Raw genomic sequence first — 15747 nt, forward strand, 5'->3', positions numbered from 1 at the left:
GGTCGGGTGTTTCAGGCACAGGACATGATGTCCAGCTCGCCGCTGACGCGTTCGGTCAGATCGCGCAGGTGTTGCTCGCTGATGCCCAGGTCGGACCACAGCGGGTCGGTCAAAAAGGACTCGCTGGCGCCGGGCGATGCCGCCAGGCCATGCGCCATGTGGTTGGCCAGGCGCACCAGATGGCCGGCGGTCAGTCGTTCCAGCGGCTGGACGACCAGGGGGCGGTGGTGACCGGCAATCGCATCCGGGATGCTGGCCGGGAAATTCCATTGCCTGGCCACCGCCGCGCCGACCTCGGCGTGGGACACGCCAAACACCCGGCGTTCCGCTTCGTGCATGGGCAGCGCTTCCGAGTGGCTCAGTTGCAGCGCCTGCGCCTCCAGCACCGGGCTGGTCATGGCCAGAATCAGTTTGCCCACGTCGTGCAGCAAGCCCAGCAGAAAGGCTTCACCGGTGTCCAGCGCAGCGATCCTGGCCAGTTCTCGCGCTGAAAGGGCGGTGCACAGGCTGTGGCGCCAGTAGCTGTCAAAGCAGAAGCCGTCGCAGTGCAACGACCCCAGCGTGGCCCGCAGGGAAATGGCCGCCAGCGTGCTCGCGACGGTGCGCAGTCCCAGCATCTGGACGGCGTCGCCGATGCGCGAGACCTGGCCCGGCGCCCCGTAGAACGCGGAGTTGGCCAGGCGCAGCACCCGAACGGTCAGGGCCTGGTCGCGCTCGATCGCCTCGATGCAGGTCGATGCGGGTGCCTGGTCCTGGCTCAGCACCTCGACCGCCGCGATGAAGGCGCTCGGCAGCGAGGGCAGTTCCCGGATGCACCGTGCCCATTCGGCGGGGTTCAGGAGCTCGCCAGACACCGCGGTTTCAAGCAGGTTCACGTCAGGCTCTCCGGCCCGGCCGCCGCGGCTTCCTGCAACAGCTGCACGAGCATCAGGTAACCCAGGGGTTGCTGCTGCCCGCTCAGCGGGCGGAGCCAGACCCGGGCGTTTTGACCTTCGATGGCCGTGCGCAGCCCTTCCGCCTCGGCCCGCAGCGATGGCTGCTCCAGCGCCGCCAGCATCTGCTGCATGGCCGGCGCGGGATCGCTGCCCAGGGCCGATGACCACTGGGGCCACTGCCGCACCGCCAGGCGATTGACATACGCCAGCATTCCGTCGTCGCCGATGCCGAAGACCGCCATCGGCAAGCCATCCAGGGCATCCCGGGAGGCGCCGGCCGCGTTCTGCATGGCCAGGCTGCGTTCGCTCTCATGGCGCACCAGGCTTTCGAGTCGCTGGTTGGCTGTGGCCAGTTCGCGGTTGGCCTGGCGCACCGCCTCGCCGAGGCGGCGGTTCTCGGCCGCCAGTTCGCTCTGTTCAAAGGCCTGCGACACGTGGCTCCGCAAGAGATCGTCGTCCCAGGGCTTGGTGAGGAACTTGTACACGGCGCCCTCGTTGACCGCCTCGATGATCGATTCCAGATCGGTGTAGCCGGACAAGGTCATGCGCACCGTGTGGGGATGGAGGCGTCGGGCCTCGCGCATGAAGTCGATGCCCGTCATGCCGGGCATGCGCTGGTCCGAGAGGATCACGTCCACCGTTTGCTGGGCCAGCAGCGCCAGCCCCTCGGCGCCGCTGGTGGCGGTGAACAGGTGGTAACCGTCGCGGCGGAACAGGCGCCTGAGCGACGAAAGAATCGCCTCCTCGTCGTCCACCAGCAGCAGCGTGCGCGGATGGGGGCGTGTGGTGAGCTCAGGCGGTGTGTTCATGCTCATGCTCCCACGCCGGTGGCTTGGCGTCTTTGGCCAGGGCCTGTGGTCCCGCCACCGGCAGCCAGATGCGGATGGCGGTGCCCTGCCCGACGGCGGAGCGCACCTGGATGGCGCCGCCGTGTTTCTGAATGATGGAAAACGACAGCGACATGCCCAGGCCCGTGCCCTTGCCCACGTCCTTGGTGGTGAAGAAGGGTTCGAAGATCCGCCGCCGGACTTCGGCGCTCATGCCGGAGCCGGTGTCTTCGACCTGCACCCAGACCCAGTCCTGCTCGACGCCGGACAACAGGGTGATCGTGCCCTGGTCGACGATGGCGTGCGCCGCGTTGACGATCAGGTTCATGAACACCTGGTTGAGCTGCGCCGCCAGGCACATGACCGGCGGGAGCGGCGCGAGGCGTTTGATCACCTCGGCCTTGTATTTCACCTCGTGGCGCACGACGTTGAGGGTGGACTCCAGGCCCACGTTCAGATCGGCCTCCTGCCAGTCAGAATGGTCCACGCGCGAGAAGTCCTTGAGGTCTTGGACGATCTTCTTGACGCGCCCGAGGCCGTCCGCGCATTCGTCCAGCAGCAGGGGAAGGTCCTCGCGCAGGAAATCGATCTCGACCTCTTCCCGCTTCTGTGCCAGTGCGCTGGCCAGGCTGGCGTCGGCTGGCGCCGCCAGTGCCGCATCGCAGGCTTCGCCCAGGCTGAAGAGGCTGTTCACGTACTGGCGCAGGGTGTTGAGGTTGGAGCTCACGAAGCCGATCGGGTTGTTGATCTCGTGGGCCACACCGGCGGCCAGTTGCCCGATCGACGCCATCTTGTCCTGCTGCAGCAGCTGGTTCTGCGCTTCTTCGAGCTGGTGGTTCATGGCATCGAGTTCGGTGATCCGCGCTTGCAGCTGCAGCTGGGCATCCCGGATCTCGGAACGGTCCTGCATCATCCACCAGGTGCCACGGGCGGTGTCCTTCGTGTCCGCCACGTGGCCGTCGATCTGCACCCAGATCGGGTGGCCATCCGCGTGGCGCATCCACATCTCGCTGTGGATCGGCTCGCCCTGTGAAAGCAGGGGGCCCGCGTAGCGGCCAAAGCTCGCGTGGTCACCGTCCGACAGGTAGACCGACCGAGCCGGCCTGCCGATCAGGTCGGGTCCGGCGTAGCCGAACATCTCGGCCATCGCGGGATTGACCCGCTGAATGACGCCCCCCGAGGTATAAGCCACACCGATCGGCGAGCGGGCGACGAACAGTTTGAGCTCGCGCGCCGTGACCGCCAGCTCGGCCGAGCGTTGTTTGACGATTTCTTCCAGCTCGTTGCGGTGCCGCAGCAGTTCCTCTTCCGAGTTCCGGCGCGCGGTGACGTCCTGCAGGGTTTCGATGGCGCCGATCACCTGGCCATCGGCGTCGTACAGGGGCGCCGCGGTGAAGAACAACCATTTGCCAGAGGTCCCGAAACTCGGGAAAAAGGCCTCGACCTCGACGCCCCCGGCGATGGCGGCTGAACGGTCCATGGCCACACCGTAGAACGACTGCATGGTCGCCTCGGCGACCCCGTCGACGATCATGTCCGCGAGCAAGGGACGCTGCTCCCGGTAGAACGCTTTCCAGCCGTCCCGGGTTCCGACCACCTCGTTGCGCTTGATGCCCGTCATGCGTTCGCAGGCCGTGTTCCAGTGGGTCACCCGGTGGTGCCGGTCGATCACCAGCGAGGGCACCGGGGCGCCGTCGATGATCTGCGACAGCATCTTGGTCATGCCCAGCAGACTGCCCTGGACGTGCATGACGTCGCTGAGGTCGACACAGGTCACGACCACCTTGGTCAGATCGCCGAGACAGATCCTCCGGGTATGGATCTCCACCGGGCGCTTGCCGCCATCCGGGGTGATGATCGAGCCCGATACCACGGGCGGCGCCTCGCCGTGCTCTGTACAAGCCAGCACCGCGGCCTGCAGGCGGGGGCGTGTGGTCGCGTCCACCAGATCCAGCAGCGACAGGCCCTGAAGCGCTGAAGCACTGCGCGAGCACAGTCGGCAGAAAGCGTCGTTGGCCGTCAGGATCAGCCCTTTGCCCAGCAAGGTCGCGGGCACGGCCACGGCCTGGACGATCTCCCTGGCCACGATGGCATTCGTTTTTTTTTTGTCAGGGCACGTCATCAGGCATGGACCTTCGGCGGTGCCATGAGCGGGGTGCCCCCGGGGATGGAGTCGCGTTGCACCCACAGCGTGAGGTGCACGCCTTCCTTGGTCGAAAAATTCGTCACCTGCCTGACCACGCGTTCGTCAAAGACGTAGCCCGCTGCCAGCAGGATGGCGCCTTTGGCCGACAACACGGCGCGTGCCAGCACCATGCCGGGGCGCAGGTCGCGCACATCGATCTGCACGTCGTCCTTGGCGGCAGCGGCCATGTCGACCACCACCTGGAGCAGGGTCTCGACCACCGCCGGGTCGTAGCGCGTGTCCATGCCACCGCGGAGCATGCTGTGCGCGCGCTCCGCCGAGTGGTTGATCTCGCCCATGTGGCCATGGGCCAGCTCGTCCAGGTCGCTCGCCGCCGCCACAATGCGCGCGCCCAGCACGATCTCGGCGCCCGCCAGGCCATCGGGAAACCCTTTTCCGTCCACCCGCTCGTGGTGCTGGCGCACGATCCTGGCCACGCCCTGCAGCTGCGACAGGGCCATCAGGGCGGTTTCGCCGTCGATGGTGTGGCGCCGGTAGCGCTGGTGTTCTTCCGCGGTGTAGGTGGACACCGGCTTGCCCAGCATGGTGTCGGGAAACCCGATGGTGCCGACGTCGTGCACCAGCGCGGCCAGGTGCACGTCGCGCACATCGCGGTCCGGCAGGCCCAGGCGCTTGGCGGTCTCGCGCGCGAGTTCGGCCACCCGGCGCGAGTGTCCGGGGTGGCCGCCGCGCATCTCCATCAGGCTGGAGAACACATTCACCGCGAGCACGAAAGTGTTGTCCAGGTCCGCGTAGGCCGCGTCGAGCATGCCGTTGATCTGCTCGAGTTCGGCTGTTCGCGCGGCCACCCGGGTTTCCAGGGTCTGGTTGATGTCCCGCAGCTGCTCGTTCTGCCGCTTCGTCAGCTCGGTCAGCTCGGCGTTCTTTTTTTCCAGGTCGCGCCGGCTCAGGGCCTCGCGCACCACCAGCACCAGGTCCTGGTCGTCCCAGGGCTTGGCGATGTACCGGTGAATGGCGCCCCGGTTGATGGCGGCGATCGTGGACGACATGTCGGCATAGCCCGTCAGCAGCACGCGCACGATGCTTTCGTCGTGGATCTTCACCCGTTCCAGAAAGCGCGCGCCGTCCATTTCGGGCATGCGCATGTCCGAGATCACCAGGTCCACCCGGTGGGTTTTCAGCAGCGACAGCCCCTCGGCGGCACTGGTCGCCTGCAGCGTGGCGATGCCCTGCGACCGGAAGACGCGACGCAGGGCGTTGAGGACGGAGGGTTCGTCATCGACGGTCAGCACCGTCGGAACCCCGGATGGACCTTCGACAACCTCGGCGGGCGGTGGCTCCAGAAGCGCAGTGGGGGTCATGGTGTCTCGAATCCTGGTGTGTTCAGGTTGTTTCGACACCCCCGCGGCACACTTGAGCATGCCCTTGCCCGGCGTGCGGGCTTTGAACCGCCCCGATCAGCCCTGCGGCAGCGCTCCGAGCCACGCCAGCGCGTCCACCCGCCAGTGGTGCAGCGCTTCGTAGAACCCTTCCCACACGCAGCCGTTGCAGCCGCGGCCGCAGCAGGCCGTGGGCTCGGGCGGTGGCGGGCGCAGGGCAGCGTCGAGATCCCGGTGTTGTTCGCGCAGCGCGCGGCCGCGCAGGTGGGCGATGAGCGCGCGCGCCGCGGGCAGGTCGCCGAGCGGCATGCGTGCCGGGTCCTGCGGCGTGAAGCGGGGCTGTGGCTTGCCGTCGAAGCTGCCGTGCTCGGCAAACATCGCGGCCGGACGGACCCAGAGGCCGAAATCGCCATACAGCGCGCGGTACAGCGTCATGCCTTGCAGCGTTTCGCTGCAGCGCACCGTCTCCATCACCTCGTACCAGCCGCCCTTGTAGTGGCGGTACAGGCCGGGCGGTGTCGCGTTCAGCGGGGGCAGGTCGTGGTCGATGGAGGCGGTCATGGGCGCGGGGAAACGGGGCGGGGCCCCGAGTGTGCCAAACCTGGGCGGGGCTCAGCCGCCGCTGCCGCTGCCGCTGCCGCCCAGCCGGCCCATGCGGTGGGCCAGCTCCACGGCCGACTGCACCTTGAGCTTCTCGAAGATGTTGGCGCGGTGGAATTCCACCGTGCGCTGGGTGATGCCCAGGTGGTCGGCGATGTTCTTGTTGTAGTGGCCCTGCAGCAGCTCGGTGAGCACCTCGCGCTCGCGCGCGCTCAGCGCGGCCAGCGCCTGCTGGAGCTGCAGCCGGTCCTGGGATTCGGTGTGCAGCGTCACGGCGGCCTGGCGCGCGGCCTCCACCTTGTCCACCAGCAGGTTGTTCTGGAACGGTTTTTCCAGGAAGTCCCAGGCGCCGTTCTTCACCGCCGCCACCGCCATGCTCACGTCGCCATGGCCTGTGAGAAAGAGCACCGGCCAGGGCCAGGCCAGGGCCTTGAGCTGCTCGAAGGTGGCCAGGCCCGAGAGCGGTTCCATGCGGATGTCGAGCAGCACCACACTGCAGGCGTTGGGCACCTCGCCGCTGCGCAGCGCCTGCAGGAAAGCGTCGCCCCCGGTCCAGCTGCGCGTGGGCAGGCCGCGCGAATCGAGCAGCCAGGCCAGGCCTTCACGGAAGTCCGTGTCGTCGTCGATCAGGTGAACGGTGGGGTTCATATCAGAGGTAACCACAGCGTGAATTCTGCGCCCTGCAGCTCGGCACTGCGCTCGACTTCGATGCGTCCGTGGTGCGCCTCGACGATGGAGCGGCAGATCGCCAGACCCATGCCCATGCCGCCGGGTTTGTGGCTGGCGAAGGCGTCGAAGATCGTGCCCAGCTGCTCCGGGGGCACGCCCGGGCCGCTGTCGGCCACGCGCACGCCGATCTGGCCGTCGCCGCTGACCAGGTCCACCCGCACGCGCGCCGGCGTGCGCCCGCTGCGCGGCGCCCACTCGCCGGCGTTGAGCACCAGGTTGTGCAGCGCGTTTTCGAGCAGCAGCGCGTCGGCCGGCACGGTGGGGCCGTCGCCGGGCGGCAGCTGCAGATCGAGTGTCACGCCCTCGGGCAGCGGCGCGCCCGTGGCCACGCGCGCCACGAAGGGCCGCAACGCGAGCGGCTGGCGGGTCATGTCCTGGCGGCGCGCGAAGGCGTTGACGCGCTGGATCACGCGGCCGGCCTTTTCGGCCATGCGCTCCATGCGCTCGACCACCGGCACGATCTCCTCGAAGGTGATGCGCTGCTCGCGCACACGGTTGAGCAGGCCGGTGGCAAAGCTGCTGAGCGCGCCGAGCGGCTGGTTGAGCTCGTGCGCCAGGGTGGACGCCACCTCGCCCATGGCCACCAGTCGGCCCGAGGCTTCGAGCAGCTCCTGCTGGCGCGCGGCCAGGCGCTCGACACGGCGGCGCTCGGTGATGTCCAGCGCCGAGCCGACCCAGCCCACCACCTCGCCGCTGGCCAGCGCCAGCGGGGCGCTGTGCACCAGCACGTCGAGCCGGTGGCCGTCGCGGTGTTGCAGCTGCTGCTCGGTGCCGGCCGGCGCCGCGGAGTCGCCCGCCTGGCTGCGCATCTGTTCGAACTCGTCGCCCTGGCCGGCGGGCCAGTAGGGTGGCGCGCCGTTGTGCGCGATGAGTTCCTGCGGGGTCCAGCCCACCAGGCGGCCGAAAGCGGGGTTGGCGTAGAGCAGGTGGCCGGCCTGGTCCCAGGCGCGCAGGCCCAGTGCCACCGAGCGTTCCATCGCGGTGCGCAGCGCGAGCTGGGTCTGCAGCCGCGTCTCGGCGCGCTGGCGGCGCTGGATGTCGCGCCACAGCGCCACCAGTGTCAGCAGCATGCCGGCCAGGCAGACCAGCGCTACCGCGAAGAAGGCGCGCGGCGCCAGCGGCGCCTGGTTGCCCAGCGCCTCGACCCACAGCCCCAGCTGTGCACCGGGCAGGTTGATGGGGGCGAGAAAGCGCGCGCCGCCCCCGACCGGCGCCTGCGGGGTGGTTTCGTCGTCCAGCACCAGCCGGTGGTCCTGCAGGAACCAGGCCGGGATCAGCCCGGCCAGCACCCGGTCGACCGGCACGGCGGCCACGTAGTCGCCGACAAAGCGGCCCTGTTCGAACAGCGGCACCGCCAGCCAGAGCTGTTGCGCCGGGCCATCGGCCGCGGCGAGCGGCCCGGCGTAGGCGGCGCGTTGCAGGCCGCGGGTGGTGTCGAGCATGGTGGCCAGTGCGGCGGCGTTGCCGGGTTCGCGGGCCGCGGCTTCGCGCAGGAAGGCTGGCCACAGTTCGGGGTCGGCCTGGCCGGCCGGCAGCCAGCCGTGCGCGGCCACCAGACCGGCGTCCCGCCACCAGGGGCCGCTGGGCGGCGGCGCACTGACCGGGCCGCTGGCCTGCCGGGCCTGCAGCGCCAGCACGCTCAGGTCGCCTTCAAGGCGGCGGAAGTGGAAACGCAGCGTCTGGTCCAGCCACTCGGCGTCGGCCGTGCGGCGGCGGTCTTGTTCGCGCGCTTCCTCGCTGCGCAGGAAGAGCACCATCGCCACCGCCGACGCGGCCACCAGCAGCAGCAGCGCGCCCAGCCAGGCCACGGCACGGCGCGTGAGGGCCGAGGCCTGGCGCGTGTCCAGGTCGAGCGCGTGGAAATCGAGGGTGGGTTCGGTGGGCATGGCCTCGTTAGCATAGCGAGCATGGTCGCTGCCTGGATCACCGCCTTGCCCCGTTCGCCCCGCGTGCTGCGGCGCACCGCGCTGGGCGCGCTGCTGGGCGCGGCCAGCGGCCTGGCACGTGCCGCGAAGCCTGCGGTGCTGCTGCGCTTCTCGCACGTGGTGGCGCCGGACACGCCCAAGGGCCAGATGGCGCTGCGCTTTCAGGCGCTGGTGCACGAGCGCGCAGGCGGGCGCATCCGCGTGGAGGTGTTTCCGGACTCGCAGCTCTGGGGCGACGACGACGAGATGGAGGCGCTGCGCCTGGGCGCTGTGGAGATGCTGGCGCCTTCGCTCTCCAAGTTCGGCAACGCGGGCGTGCCCGAGTTCGAGGTGTTCGATCTGCCCTACCTGTTTGCCGATCTGGCACAGGTGCAGCGCGTGACGCAGGGCGCCGTGGGGCGCGGACTGCTGCAGCGCCTGGGCCGCCAACAGATGCTGGGCCTGGGTTTTCTGGACAACGGCTTCAAGCAGATGAGCGCCACCCGGCCACTGCGCACGCCGGCCGATTTCTCGGGCCTGCGGGTGCGGGTGCAGGCGTCGCGCGTGCTGGCTGCGCAGATGCGCGCGCTCGGTGCGCGCCCGGTGGTGCTGCCGTTTGGCGAGACGCAGCGCGCGCTGGCCAGCGGCGTGGTGGACGCGGCGGAAAACCCGCTCTCCAACTTCCTGACCCAGGGCCTGGCGCCGTGGCAGCCGCACCTGACGCTGACGCAGCACGGCTACCTGGGCTACGCGGTGGTGAGCAACCCGCGTTTCTGGGCCAGTCTCGCGCCGACCGACCGCGCACTGCTCGACAGCGCGCTGGCCGACGCGCTGGCGCATGGCAACCGGCTCGCCGCTGCGCTGGACCAGCAGGCCCTGGCCACGCTGCGGCGCACGCCGGGGGTGATGCTGCATCAGCCCGCCGCTGCCGAGCGCGCGGTGCTGCGCCGCGCGGTGCAGCCGGCCTGGGACGGCCTGCGGCGCAGCCTGGGGCCGGGGCTGCTGGACGATGTGCAGAACGCGCTGATCACCGGCTGAGCGGCCACCCCAAAGTCGCGTACGTAGTACTACGACTGTTGAACGCCACAGTTGGCGCGCCCCGCCGTGGTGCGTATCGTCCGCCTGTCCCGAACACGGGATGCCGGCCGGCGCCGCCACACGGTGCCGCACCCCCGACAAGCTCTCCTGGAGACAAACCCATGACACCGAGCACCGCGCGCAAGCCGCTCTACAAATCCCTCTACGTCCAGGTCCTGTTCGCCGTCACCGTTGGCGTGCTGCTGGGCCATTTCTACCCCGAGCTCGGGGCCAAGATGAAGCCGCTGGGCGACGCCTTCATCAAGCTGATCAAGATGATCATCGCGCCCATCATCTTTTGCACCGTGGTGGTGGGCATCGCCGGCATGGAAGACATGAAGAAAGTCGGCAAGACCGGCGGCCTGGCCCTGCTGTACTTCGAGGTCGTGTCCACGGTGGCGCTGCTCATCGGCCTGCTGGTGGTCAACCTGATCCAGCCCGGCTCGGGCATGCACGTGGACGCCGCTTCGCTCGACACCAAGGCCATCGCGGCCTACACCGAGCCCGGCAAGATGAAGGGCACGGTCGATTTCCTGCTGGGCGTGATCCCCAGTTCGGTGGTGGACGCCTTCGCCAAGGGCGACATCCTGCAGGTGCTGCTGTTCTCGGTGCTGTTCGGCTTCGCGCTGCACAAGTTCGGCGGCCGCGGCACCCTGGTGTTCGACTTCATCGAGAAGAGCTCGCACGTGCTGTTTGACATCGTCGGCATCATCATGAAGGTGGCCCCCATCGGTGCCTTCGGCGCCATGGCCTTCACCATCGGCAAGTACGGCATCGACTCGCTGTTCTCGCTCGGCAAGCTCATGGGCACCTTCTACCTGACCTGCCTGCTGTTCGTGTTCGTGGTGCTGGGGATCATCAGCCGCCTGCACGGCTTCAGCATCGTGAAGTTCATCCGCTACATCAAGGAAGAGCTGCTGATCGTGCTGGGCACGTCGTCGAGCGAATCGGTGCTGCCGCGCATGATGGAGAAGATGGAAAACCTGGGCGCCAAGAAGTCGGTGGTCGGCCTGGTGATCCCCACGGGATATTCGTTCAACCTCGACGGCACCTCGATCTACCTGACCATGGCCGCGGTGTTCATCGCCCAGGCCACAGACACGCCCATGACGCTGGTGCAGCAGCTGACCCTGCTGGCCGTGCTGCTGCTGACCTCCAAGGGTGCGGCCGGCATCACGGGCAGCGGCTTCATCGTGCTGGCCGCCACGCTGTCGGCCGTGGGCGGTGTGCCGGTGGCCGGTCTGGCGCTGATCCTCGGCATCGACCGTTTCATGAGCGAAGCCCGCGCGCTGACCAACCTGGTGGGCAACGGCGTGGCCACGCTGGTGGTGGCCAAGTGGACCGGTGACCTCGACATGCAGCGCCTGCAGCAGGGGCTGGACCACCCGACCGCGCAGGAAGCGCAGGAACCGGAAGAAATCCTGGACCTGCAGGTCACCCACATGGCCTTGAACGAAGCGCGCAGCTGATCGCTCCGCGGGCTTGCGGAAACCAAAAAGGCGCCCCGCGGGGCGCCTTTCTGTTTGGGAACGCGGTGCCGGCCGGTCAGATCTTGGCCGCGCCGATGTAGTCGTCGTAGCGCCATTCGGAGAACTTGCTCCACAACACCTGGTCGCGCTGGAAAGCGCGCATGTCGCGGTGGATCTTCTTGAACTCGGGCGACTTGGCCTCGTGTTCGGCGAACACTTCCATGGCCGCCTTGAAGCCGGCGTCCATGAGCTCCTTGCTGAACGGCTTGAGCTTGGTGCCGCTGGCCACGAGGCGACGCAGCGCCATCGGGTTCTGCATGTCGTACTTGGCCGTCATGTCGCGCGCGGCCACGGCGCCGGCGGCGCGCACGATGGCCTTGTTCTCGGCCGACAGCGCGTCGAAGGCCTTCTTGTTGATGAAGAACTCCAGCTCGGCGCCGCCCTCCCACCAGCCGGGGTAGTAGTAGTTCTTGGCCACTTTGTGGAAGCCCAGGCGTTCGTCGTCGAACGGGCCGACGAACTCGGTCGCGTCCAGCGTGCCTTTTTCCAGCGCCTGGTAGACCTCGCCGGCCGGCATGTTCTGCGCCACCACGCCCAGCTTGTTCATGGTCTCGCCGAACAGCCCGCCACCCAGACGCATCTTCAGACCTTTGAGGTCGGCCACGGTCTTGATCTCCTTGCGGTACCAGCCGCCCATCTGGGTGCCGGTGTTGCCCGCGCTCATGGAGGTGATGTTGTACTGGGCGTAGAACGCGTCCATGTACTTGCGGCCGTTGCCGTGTTCCATCCAGGCGTCCATGTGGCGCGCGGTCAGGCCGAAGGGCACGGCGCAGCCGAAGGCGAAGATCGAGTCCTTGCCGGTGAAGTAGTAGGAGGCGGTCTGTGCCATTTCCACGGTGCTGTTCTGCAGCGCGTCCACCACGCCGAAGGGCGGCATCAGGTCACCGGCGGCGTGCACGGACACCTCGAATTTGCCGCCCGACAGGGCCTTGACCGTTTCCGAAAACTTTTCGGCCGAACCAAAGATGGTGGGCAGCGACTTGGGGAAGCTTGACGCCATGCGCCAGCGCACCGCGGCCTGGGCATGCACGGCGGGCGCGATGCCAGTGGTCAACACGCCAGCGATGCCAGCGTTCTTGATGAGGGAACGACGATCCACGAAAGTACTCCTGAGGAAGAAAATGCCGGTGCCTCGTGGCGGCAGGCGCCCCGATCGCCCGGCGGTGACGAACCCCTCAACGATACCCCAGCTTCGGGTTAACCCTTAGGATTTACCGGGAGGTGCCGTCCGCTGGCAGCATGGGATGGGGCAGGGCCGGCACCGCCGTCCGGCCTGGCGGGGCCAGGCCCGCTTGCCAGGCGCTGAGCCAGGCCGGCAGGGTTTGAGCGGGCTCGTCGCCCAGCCCGCGCACCACGCAGCCCCCGGCCGCACCGGCCGCGGCCACCGCCTGCAGCTGCGCGGGTTCGAGGATGCCGCCGATGCCCACCACCGGCGCGGGCGCCATGTGTGCCCACCAGGCGAGGTTGTCCAGGCCCTGCGGCAGCCAGGGCATGTCCTTGGTGGTGGTGGGCCACACCGGGCCGCAGGCGATGCAGTCGGGCAACAGCGCGGCGGCGCGGCACAGTTCCCACAGGCTGTGTGAACTGAGACCGAGCTGCACGCCGCTGTCGCGAGCGGCCTGCAACTGAGCGCGCTCGCCGGGCGTGAGCGCCAGCAGGTCTTCCTGCCCCAGGTGCAGCGCCTGCGCACCGGCCCGCAGCGCGAGTTGCCAGTGGTCGTTGACCACCAGCGTGGCGCCGGCCGCGTCGGCGGCGCGCAGGCTGAGTTCGATGTCGCGTTGCAGCCGTTCGGACCAGGCCGCGTTGTCCAGACCGGGCGGCCGCTTCATGCGCAGCTGGATCGTGGGCACGGTGGGGTGGGCGCGCAGCACCGCGGCCACCCGCTCGGCGCTGTCGACGATGGCGTACACGCCCGGTGTACGGGCCGACTCTCGTTCCGGCCAACCCGTGGGCGGCTGTTCGTCCAGCGACAGGCGGGGCAGCAGCGTCGGATCGCTGCCGAAACCGGGCCGCGCCACCACCGGCCCGGCCCCCTGGCCCACGGCGCGCGCATGGCGCAACGCGTGCGTGGTGGCCATCTTGGCGAGCACGGCGGCGTCGGCCGCGACGAAGCCCAGCGCCAGCGCGGCGGCCAGCGAGGTGGCGAAGGTGCAGCCGGTGCCGTGGTTGTCCGAGCTGTCCACGCGCGGCAGGCTGAGCCAGCCGCGCGCGTGGGGGGTGTGCAGCCAGTCGAGCGAGAGGGCCGGTGTGCCAGCGTCACCACCCGTCACCACCACCGCCTGCGCGCCCAGCCGCTGCAGGGCCCCGGCGAGCCCGGGCACGTTGTTCGCCGCGTCGGCGCCGAGCAAGGCCGCGGCTTCGCGCTGGTTGGGCGTGATCACGCTGGCGCGTGGCAGCAGCTGTTCGCGGTAGACCTGCAGCAGCTCATCGCTGGCGAACGCCGCGCCGGTGCTGGCGCGCAGCACCGGGTCGATCACCAGCTGCACCGGCCCGCGCTCGCGCAGGCGGTCCACCCAGCGAGCGACCACGTGCGCGTTGGCGGCGCTGCCGAGCAAGCCGGTCTTGATCACGCGCGGCGGCAGGTCGGCGGCCAGGGCTTGCAGCTGCGCCTCCAGCAGCTCCGGCGCCACGGCCTGCACCTGCGTCACGGCCACGGTGCTCTGCGCGGTGACGGCTGCCACCACCGGGCAGAGGTGCACGCCGAAGGCATCGGCCGCACGCTGGTCGGCCGCCAGGCCCGCGCCGCCACCGCTGTCGGTGCCGGCGATGCTCCAGATCACAGGGGTCATGTCAGTCAATCAAGAAGGGGTGTCCGCTGACCGGCGTGCTCGCCACCGCCATGTCCTGCGGCGCCATCACGCCGGCCTCGTACGCCGCGCGACCGGCTTGAATGGCCAGGCCGAAGCCGCGCGCCATGCGCACCGGGTCCACGGCCTGGGCCACGGCGGAGTTCAGCAGCACGGCGTCGAAGCCCAGTTCCATCGCGGCGGCGGCGTGTGAAGGCGCGCCGATGCCGGCGTCCACGATCAGCGGCACGCCGGGCAGCCGTGCGCGCAGGGTGCGCAGCGCAAACGGGTTGATGAGCCCCTGACCCGAGCCGATGGGCGCACCCCAGGGCATCAGCACCTCGCAGCCCGCGTCCAGCAGGCGCTGGCAGGTGACAAGGTCGTCGGTGCAGTAAGGGAACACGGCGAAGCCGTCGCGCGTGAGCTGCGTCGCGGCTTCCACCGTGCCCCAGGGGTCGGGCTGCAGGGTGTGTTCGTCGCCCACCACCTCGAGCTTGATCCAGCGCGTGCCGTAGAGCTCGCGCGCCATGTGTGCCAGCGTGATCGCTTCGCGTGCGGTGCGGCAGCCGGCGGTGTTGGGCAGCAGGTGGGCGTCGTGTTCCTGCATGGCCGTGCGGATGATTTCCACGAAGCCGTTGTCGCCACCCGCGGCCAGCGTGCGCTTGAGGCCCACGGTGACGATCTGCGTGCCGCTGGCGGCGATGCTGTGGGCCAGCACCTGCGGTGACGGGTAGCCCGCCGTGCCAAGCAGGAAGCGGCTGGTGAGTTCGACGCCGTAGGGCGCCCAGGTGTTTGTCGGTGTGCTCATGGTGTTCATCCGCCCTCGATGGCTTGAAAGGTCAACACGGTGTCGCCGGTTTTCAAAACGGTGGCTTCGCGTTGCGTGCGCGGGATGAATTCGCCGTTCACCGCCGTGGCGATCTGGTTGGCGTCCACCTCTTGTGCTTCCAGCAGCGCGGCCAGCGTCAGGCCTTCGGGGCAGGGCAGAGTGATGTCGTTGAATTGCAGCATGGTGTCAGTGCACCGCACACGGCGCAGGGGGAACGTCAGAGGGCGCAGCCGGCGCGAGGGTGCCGTCCAGGACAGCCGTGGAACGGGCTTGGCCCGGCCACAGGCTGTGTCCCCCCTCCGGAACGGGAGGGGGGAAGCCGCGCAGCGGCGCAGGGGGGTGTCCCAGTCTCGTCAGCGCGTCCTGCACCAGCGCGGGCGCGAGCAGCCAGCCGTGGCGGAACAGGCCGTTGATGCGCAGCAGGCCGGGCTCGGTGTGGGTATGGGGTTCGTTGTCGGGCAGGGCGGGGCGCAGGTTGGCCTCCATGTGCACGATGCGCGCCTCGGCCAGTTCGGGCAGCACGCTCTGCGCCGCGGCCATCAGCTCCACGGCGCTGCGCAGGCTCACCGGCGAGCGGTCTTCGCTCTCCACCTCGCTCGCGCCCACCACGAACAGGTCGCCCGGGCGCGGCACGATGTAGACCCGGTGGCGCGGGTGCAGCAGGCGCACCGGGCGCTGCAGCTGTACGCCGGGGGCGTGCAGCCAGATGACTTCGCCCCGCACGCCGCGCACGGCCAAGTCGGGCCTCGAGTTCACACCGCGCACGTCGATGGCGAGGTCGAAACGCACCGGCCCTTCGCCCGCCACCTGCAGCACGCCGGGCGCCACCCGTTCCACGCGCTCACCCCAGCACCAGTGCACGTTCGGCGCCTGCACGGCCAGCGCGTGGAGCATGTCGCGCGACATCACCTGCGCCTCGCCGGGCAGCAGCCAGGCGTGCAGACCCGGCGCCAGCGCGGGCTCCAGCGCGGCCAGCGCCGCACGGTCCAGCGGCTGGGGTGCGGGC

14 protein-coding genes and 1 pseudogene are annotated in these 15747 nt (G+C 69.4%); 2 read left to right on the forward strand and 13 right to left on the reverse strand.

The window, feature by feature from the left end; all coding sequences use genetic code 11:
* Positions 1 to 11: 11 nt before the first annotated feature.
* The 8 genes and pseudogenes from F3K02_RS14435 to F3K02_RS14470 form a co-directional block, all read right to left on the reverse strand.
* Positions 12 to 875, reverse strand: a complete 864-nt coding sequence (locus F3K02_RS14435; protein WP_177136308.1) for an HDOD domain-containing protein — start codon at positions 873 to 875, stop codon at positions 12 to 14.
* Positions 872 to 1744, reverse strand: coding sequence for a response regulator (locus tag F3K02_RS14440; RefSeq protein ID WP_246309483.1), 873 nt, complete (start codon positions 1742 to 1744; stop codon positions 872 to 874). Before F3K02_RS14440 ends, F3K02_RS14435 begins: the two co-directional genes overlap by 4 nt.
* Positions 1728 to 3848, reverse strand: coding sequence for a PAS domain S-box protein (locus F3K02_RS14445; protein ID WP_177136310.1), 2121 nt, complete (start codon positions 3846 to 3848; stop codon positions 1728 to 1730). Before F3K02_RS14445 ends, F3K02_RS14440 begins: the two co-directional genes overlap by 17 nt.
* 35 nt (positions 3849 to 3883) lie before the next feature.
* The gene (nosR, locus tag F3K02_RS14450; RefSeq protein WP_177136311.1) at positions 3884 to 5269 is read right to left on the reverse strand and encodes a response regulator c-di-GMP phosphodiesterase, NosR family; all 1386 of its coding nucleotides are present in this window, start codon (positions 5267 to 5269) and stop codon (positions 3884 to 3886) included.
* A 96-nt stretch (positions 5270 to 5365) separates the two neighbouring features.
* On the reverse strand, positions 5366 to 5596 hold the full coding sequence (locus F3K02_RS14455) for an oxidoreductase-like domain-containing protein (protein ID WP_177136402.1): 231 nt from the start codon (positions 5594 to 5596) through the stop codon (positions 5366 to 5368).
* Between the two features lie 18 nt (positions 5597 to 5614).
* A pseudogene (locus F3K02_RS14460) lies at positions 5615 to 5848 on the reverse strand (DUF1653 domain-containing protein); the annotation flags it as partial.
* Positions 5849 to 5899: 51 nt separating this feature from the next.
* Entirely contained in the window at positions 5900 to 6535 is a 636-nt protein-coding gene (locus F3K02_RS14465) for a response regulator transcription factor (protein ID WP_177136312.1), read from the reverse strand.
* Positions 6532 to 8502, reverse strand: a complete 1971-nt coding sequence (locus F3K02_RS14470) for a two-component system sensor histidine kinase NtrB (protein ID WP_177136313.1) — start codon at positions 8500 to 8502, stop codon at positions 6532 to 6534. The genes F3K02_RS14465 and F3K02_RS14470 overlap by 4 nt, the downstream gene beginning before the upstream one ends.
* Positions 8503 to 8523: 21 nt before the next feature.
* Here F3K02_RS14470 and F3K02_RS14475 point away from each other — a divergent pair, with 21 nt between their 5' ends.
* Both F3K02_RS14475 and F3K02_RS14480 read left to right on the forward strand, forming a co-directional pair.
* Positions 8524 to 9558: a DctP family TRAP transporter solute-binding subunit gene (locus F3K02_RS14475; RefSeq protein WP_177136314.1), complete on the forward strand. Its 1035-nt coding sequence runs from the start codon at positions 8524 to 8526 to the stop codon at positions 9556 to 9558.
* A gap of 161 nt (positions 9559 to 9719) precedes the next feature.
* The gene (locus F3K02_RS14480) at positions 9720 to 11066 is read left to right on the forward strand and encodes a dicarboxylate/amino acid:cation symporter (protein ID WP_177136315.1); all 1347 of its coding nucleotides are present in this window, start codon (positions 9720 to 9722) and stop codon (positions 11064 to 11066) included.
* 76 nt (positions 11067 to 11142) lie between these two features.
* Here the strand turns inward: F3K02_RS14480 and F3K02_RS14485 are convergent, their stop codons facing one another.
* The 5 genes from F3K02_RS14485 to F3K02_RS14505 all read right to left on the reverse strand — a co-directional run.
* Complete coding sequence (locus tag F3K02_RS14485) at positions 11143 to 12225, reverse strand: TRAP transporter substrate-binding protein (RefSeq protein WP_177136316.1); 1083 nt, start codon at positions 12223 to 12225, stop codon at positions 11143 to 11145.
* 112 nt (positions 12226 to 12337) lie between these two features.
* Complete coding sequence (gene thiD, locus F3K02_RS14490) at positions 12338 to 13915, reverse strand: bifunctional hydroxymethylpyrimidine kinase/phosphomethylpyrimidine kinase (RefSeq protein ID WP_177136317.1); 1578 nt, start codon at positions 13913 to 13915, stop codon at positions 12338 to 12340.
* A 1-nt stretch (position 13916) separates the two neighbouring features.
* Entirely contained in the window at positions 13917 to 14720 is an 804-nt protein-coding gene (locus F3K02_RS14495; protein WP_425485600.1) for a thiazole synthase, read from the reverse strand.
* A 5-nt stretch (positions 14721 to 14725) separates the two neighbouring features.
* Positions 14726 to 14923: a sulfur carrier protein ThiS gene (gene thiS, locus F3K02_RS14500; RefSeq protein WP_177136319.1), complete on the reverse strand. Its 198-nt coding sequence runs from the start codon at positions 14921 to 14923 to the stop codon at positions 14726 to 14728.
* A 4-nt stretch (positions 14924 to 14927) separates the two neighbouring features.
* The coding region (locus tag F3K02_RS14505; RefSeq protein WP_177136320.1) for an FAD-dependent oxidoreductase at positions 14928 to 15747 on the reverse strand (820 nt) is incomplete at its 5' end.

This window comes from Hydrogenophaga aromaticivorans, from assembly GCF_013387465.1.
Lineage (GTDB): Bacteria > Pseudomonadota > Gammaproteobacteria > Burkholderiales > Burkholderiaceae_C > Hydrogenophaga > Hydrogenophaga aromaticivorans.

Bases quoted from the DNA above. Each gene is read 5' to 3' on its own strand.
- F3K02_RS14440 (WP_246309483.1), bottom strand. From the start codon at position 1,744: ATGAACACACCGCCTGAGCTCACCACACGCCCCCATCCGCGCACGCTG.
- nosR (WP_177136311.1), bottom strand. From the start codon at position 5,269: ATGACCCCCACTGCGCTTCTGGAGCCACCGCCCGCCGAGGTTGTCGAA.
- F3K02_RS14455 (WP_177136402.1), bottom strand. From the start codon at position 5,596: ATGCCGCTCGGCGACCTGCCCGCGGCGCGCGCGCTCATCGCCCACCTG.
- F3K02_RS14465 (WP_177136312.1), bottom strand. From the start codon at position 6,535: ATGAACCCCACCGTTCACCTGATCGACGACGACACGGACTTCCGTGAA.
- F3K02_RS14470 (WP_177136313.1), bottom strand. From the start codon at position 8,502: ATGCCCACCGAACCCACCCTCGATTTCCACGCGCTCGACCTGGACACG.
- F3K02_RS14475 (WP_177136314.1), top strand. From the start codon at position 8,524: ATGGTCGCTGCCTGGATCACCGCCTTGCCCCGTTCGCCCCGCGTGCTG.
- F3K02_RS14480 (WP_177136315.1), top strand. From the start codon at position 9,720: ATGACACCGAGCACCGCGCGCAAGCCGCTCTACAAATCCCTCTACGTC.
- thiD (WP_177136317.1), bottom strand. From the start codon at position 13,915: ATGACCCCTGTGATCTGGAGCATCGCCGGCACCGACAGCGGTGGCGGC.
- F3K02_RS14495 (WP_425485600.1), bottom strand. From the start codon at position 14,720: ATGAGCACACCGACAAACACCTGGGCGCCCTACGGCGTCGAACTCACC.
- thiS (WP_177136319.1), bottom strand. From the start codon at position 14,923: ATGCTGCAATTCAACGACATCACTCTGCCCTGCCCCGAAGGCCTGACG.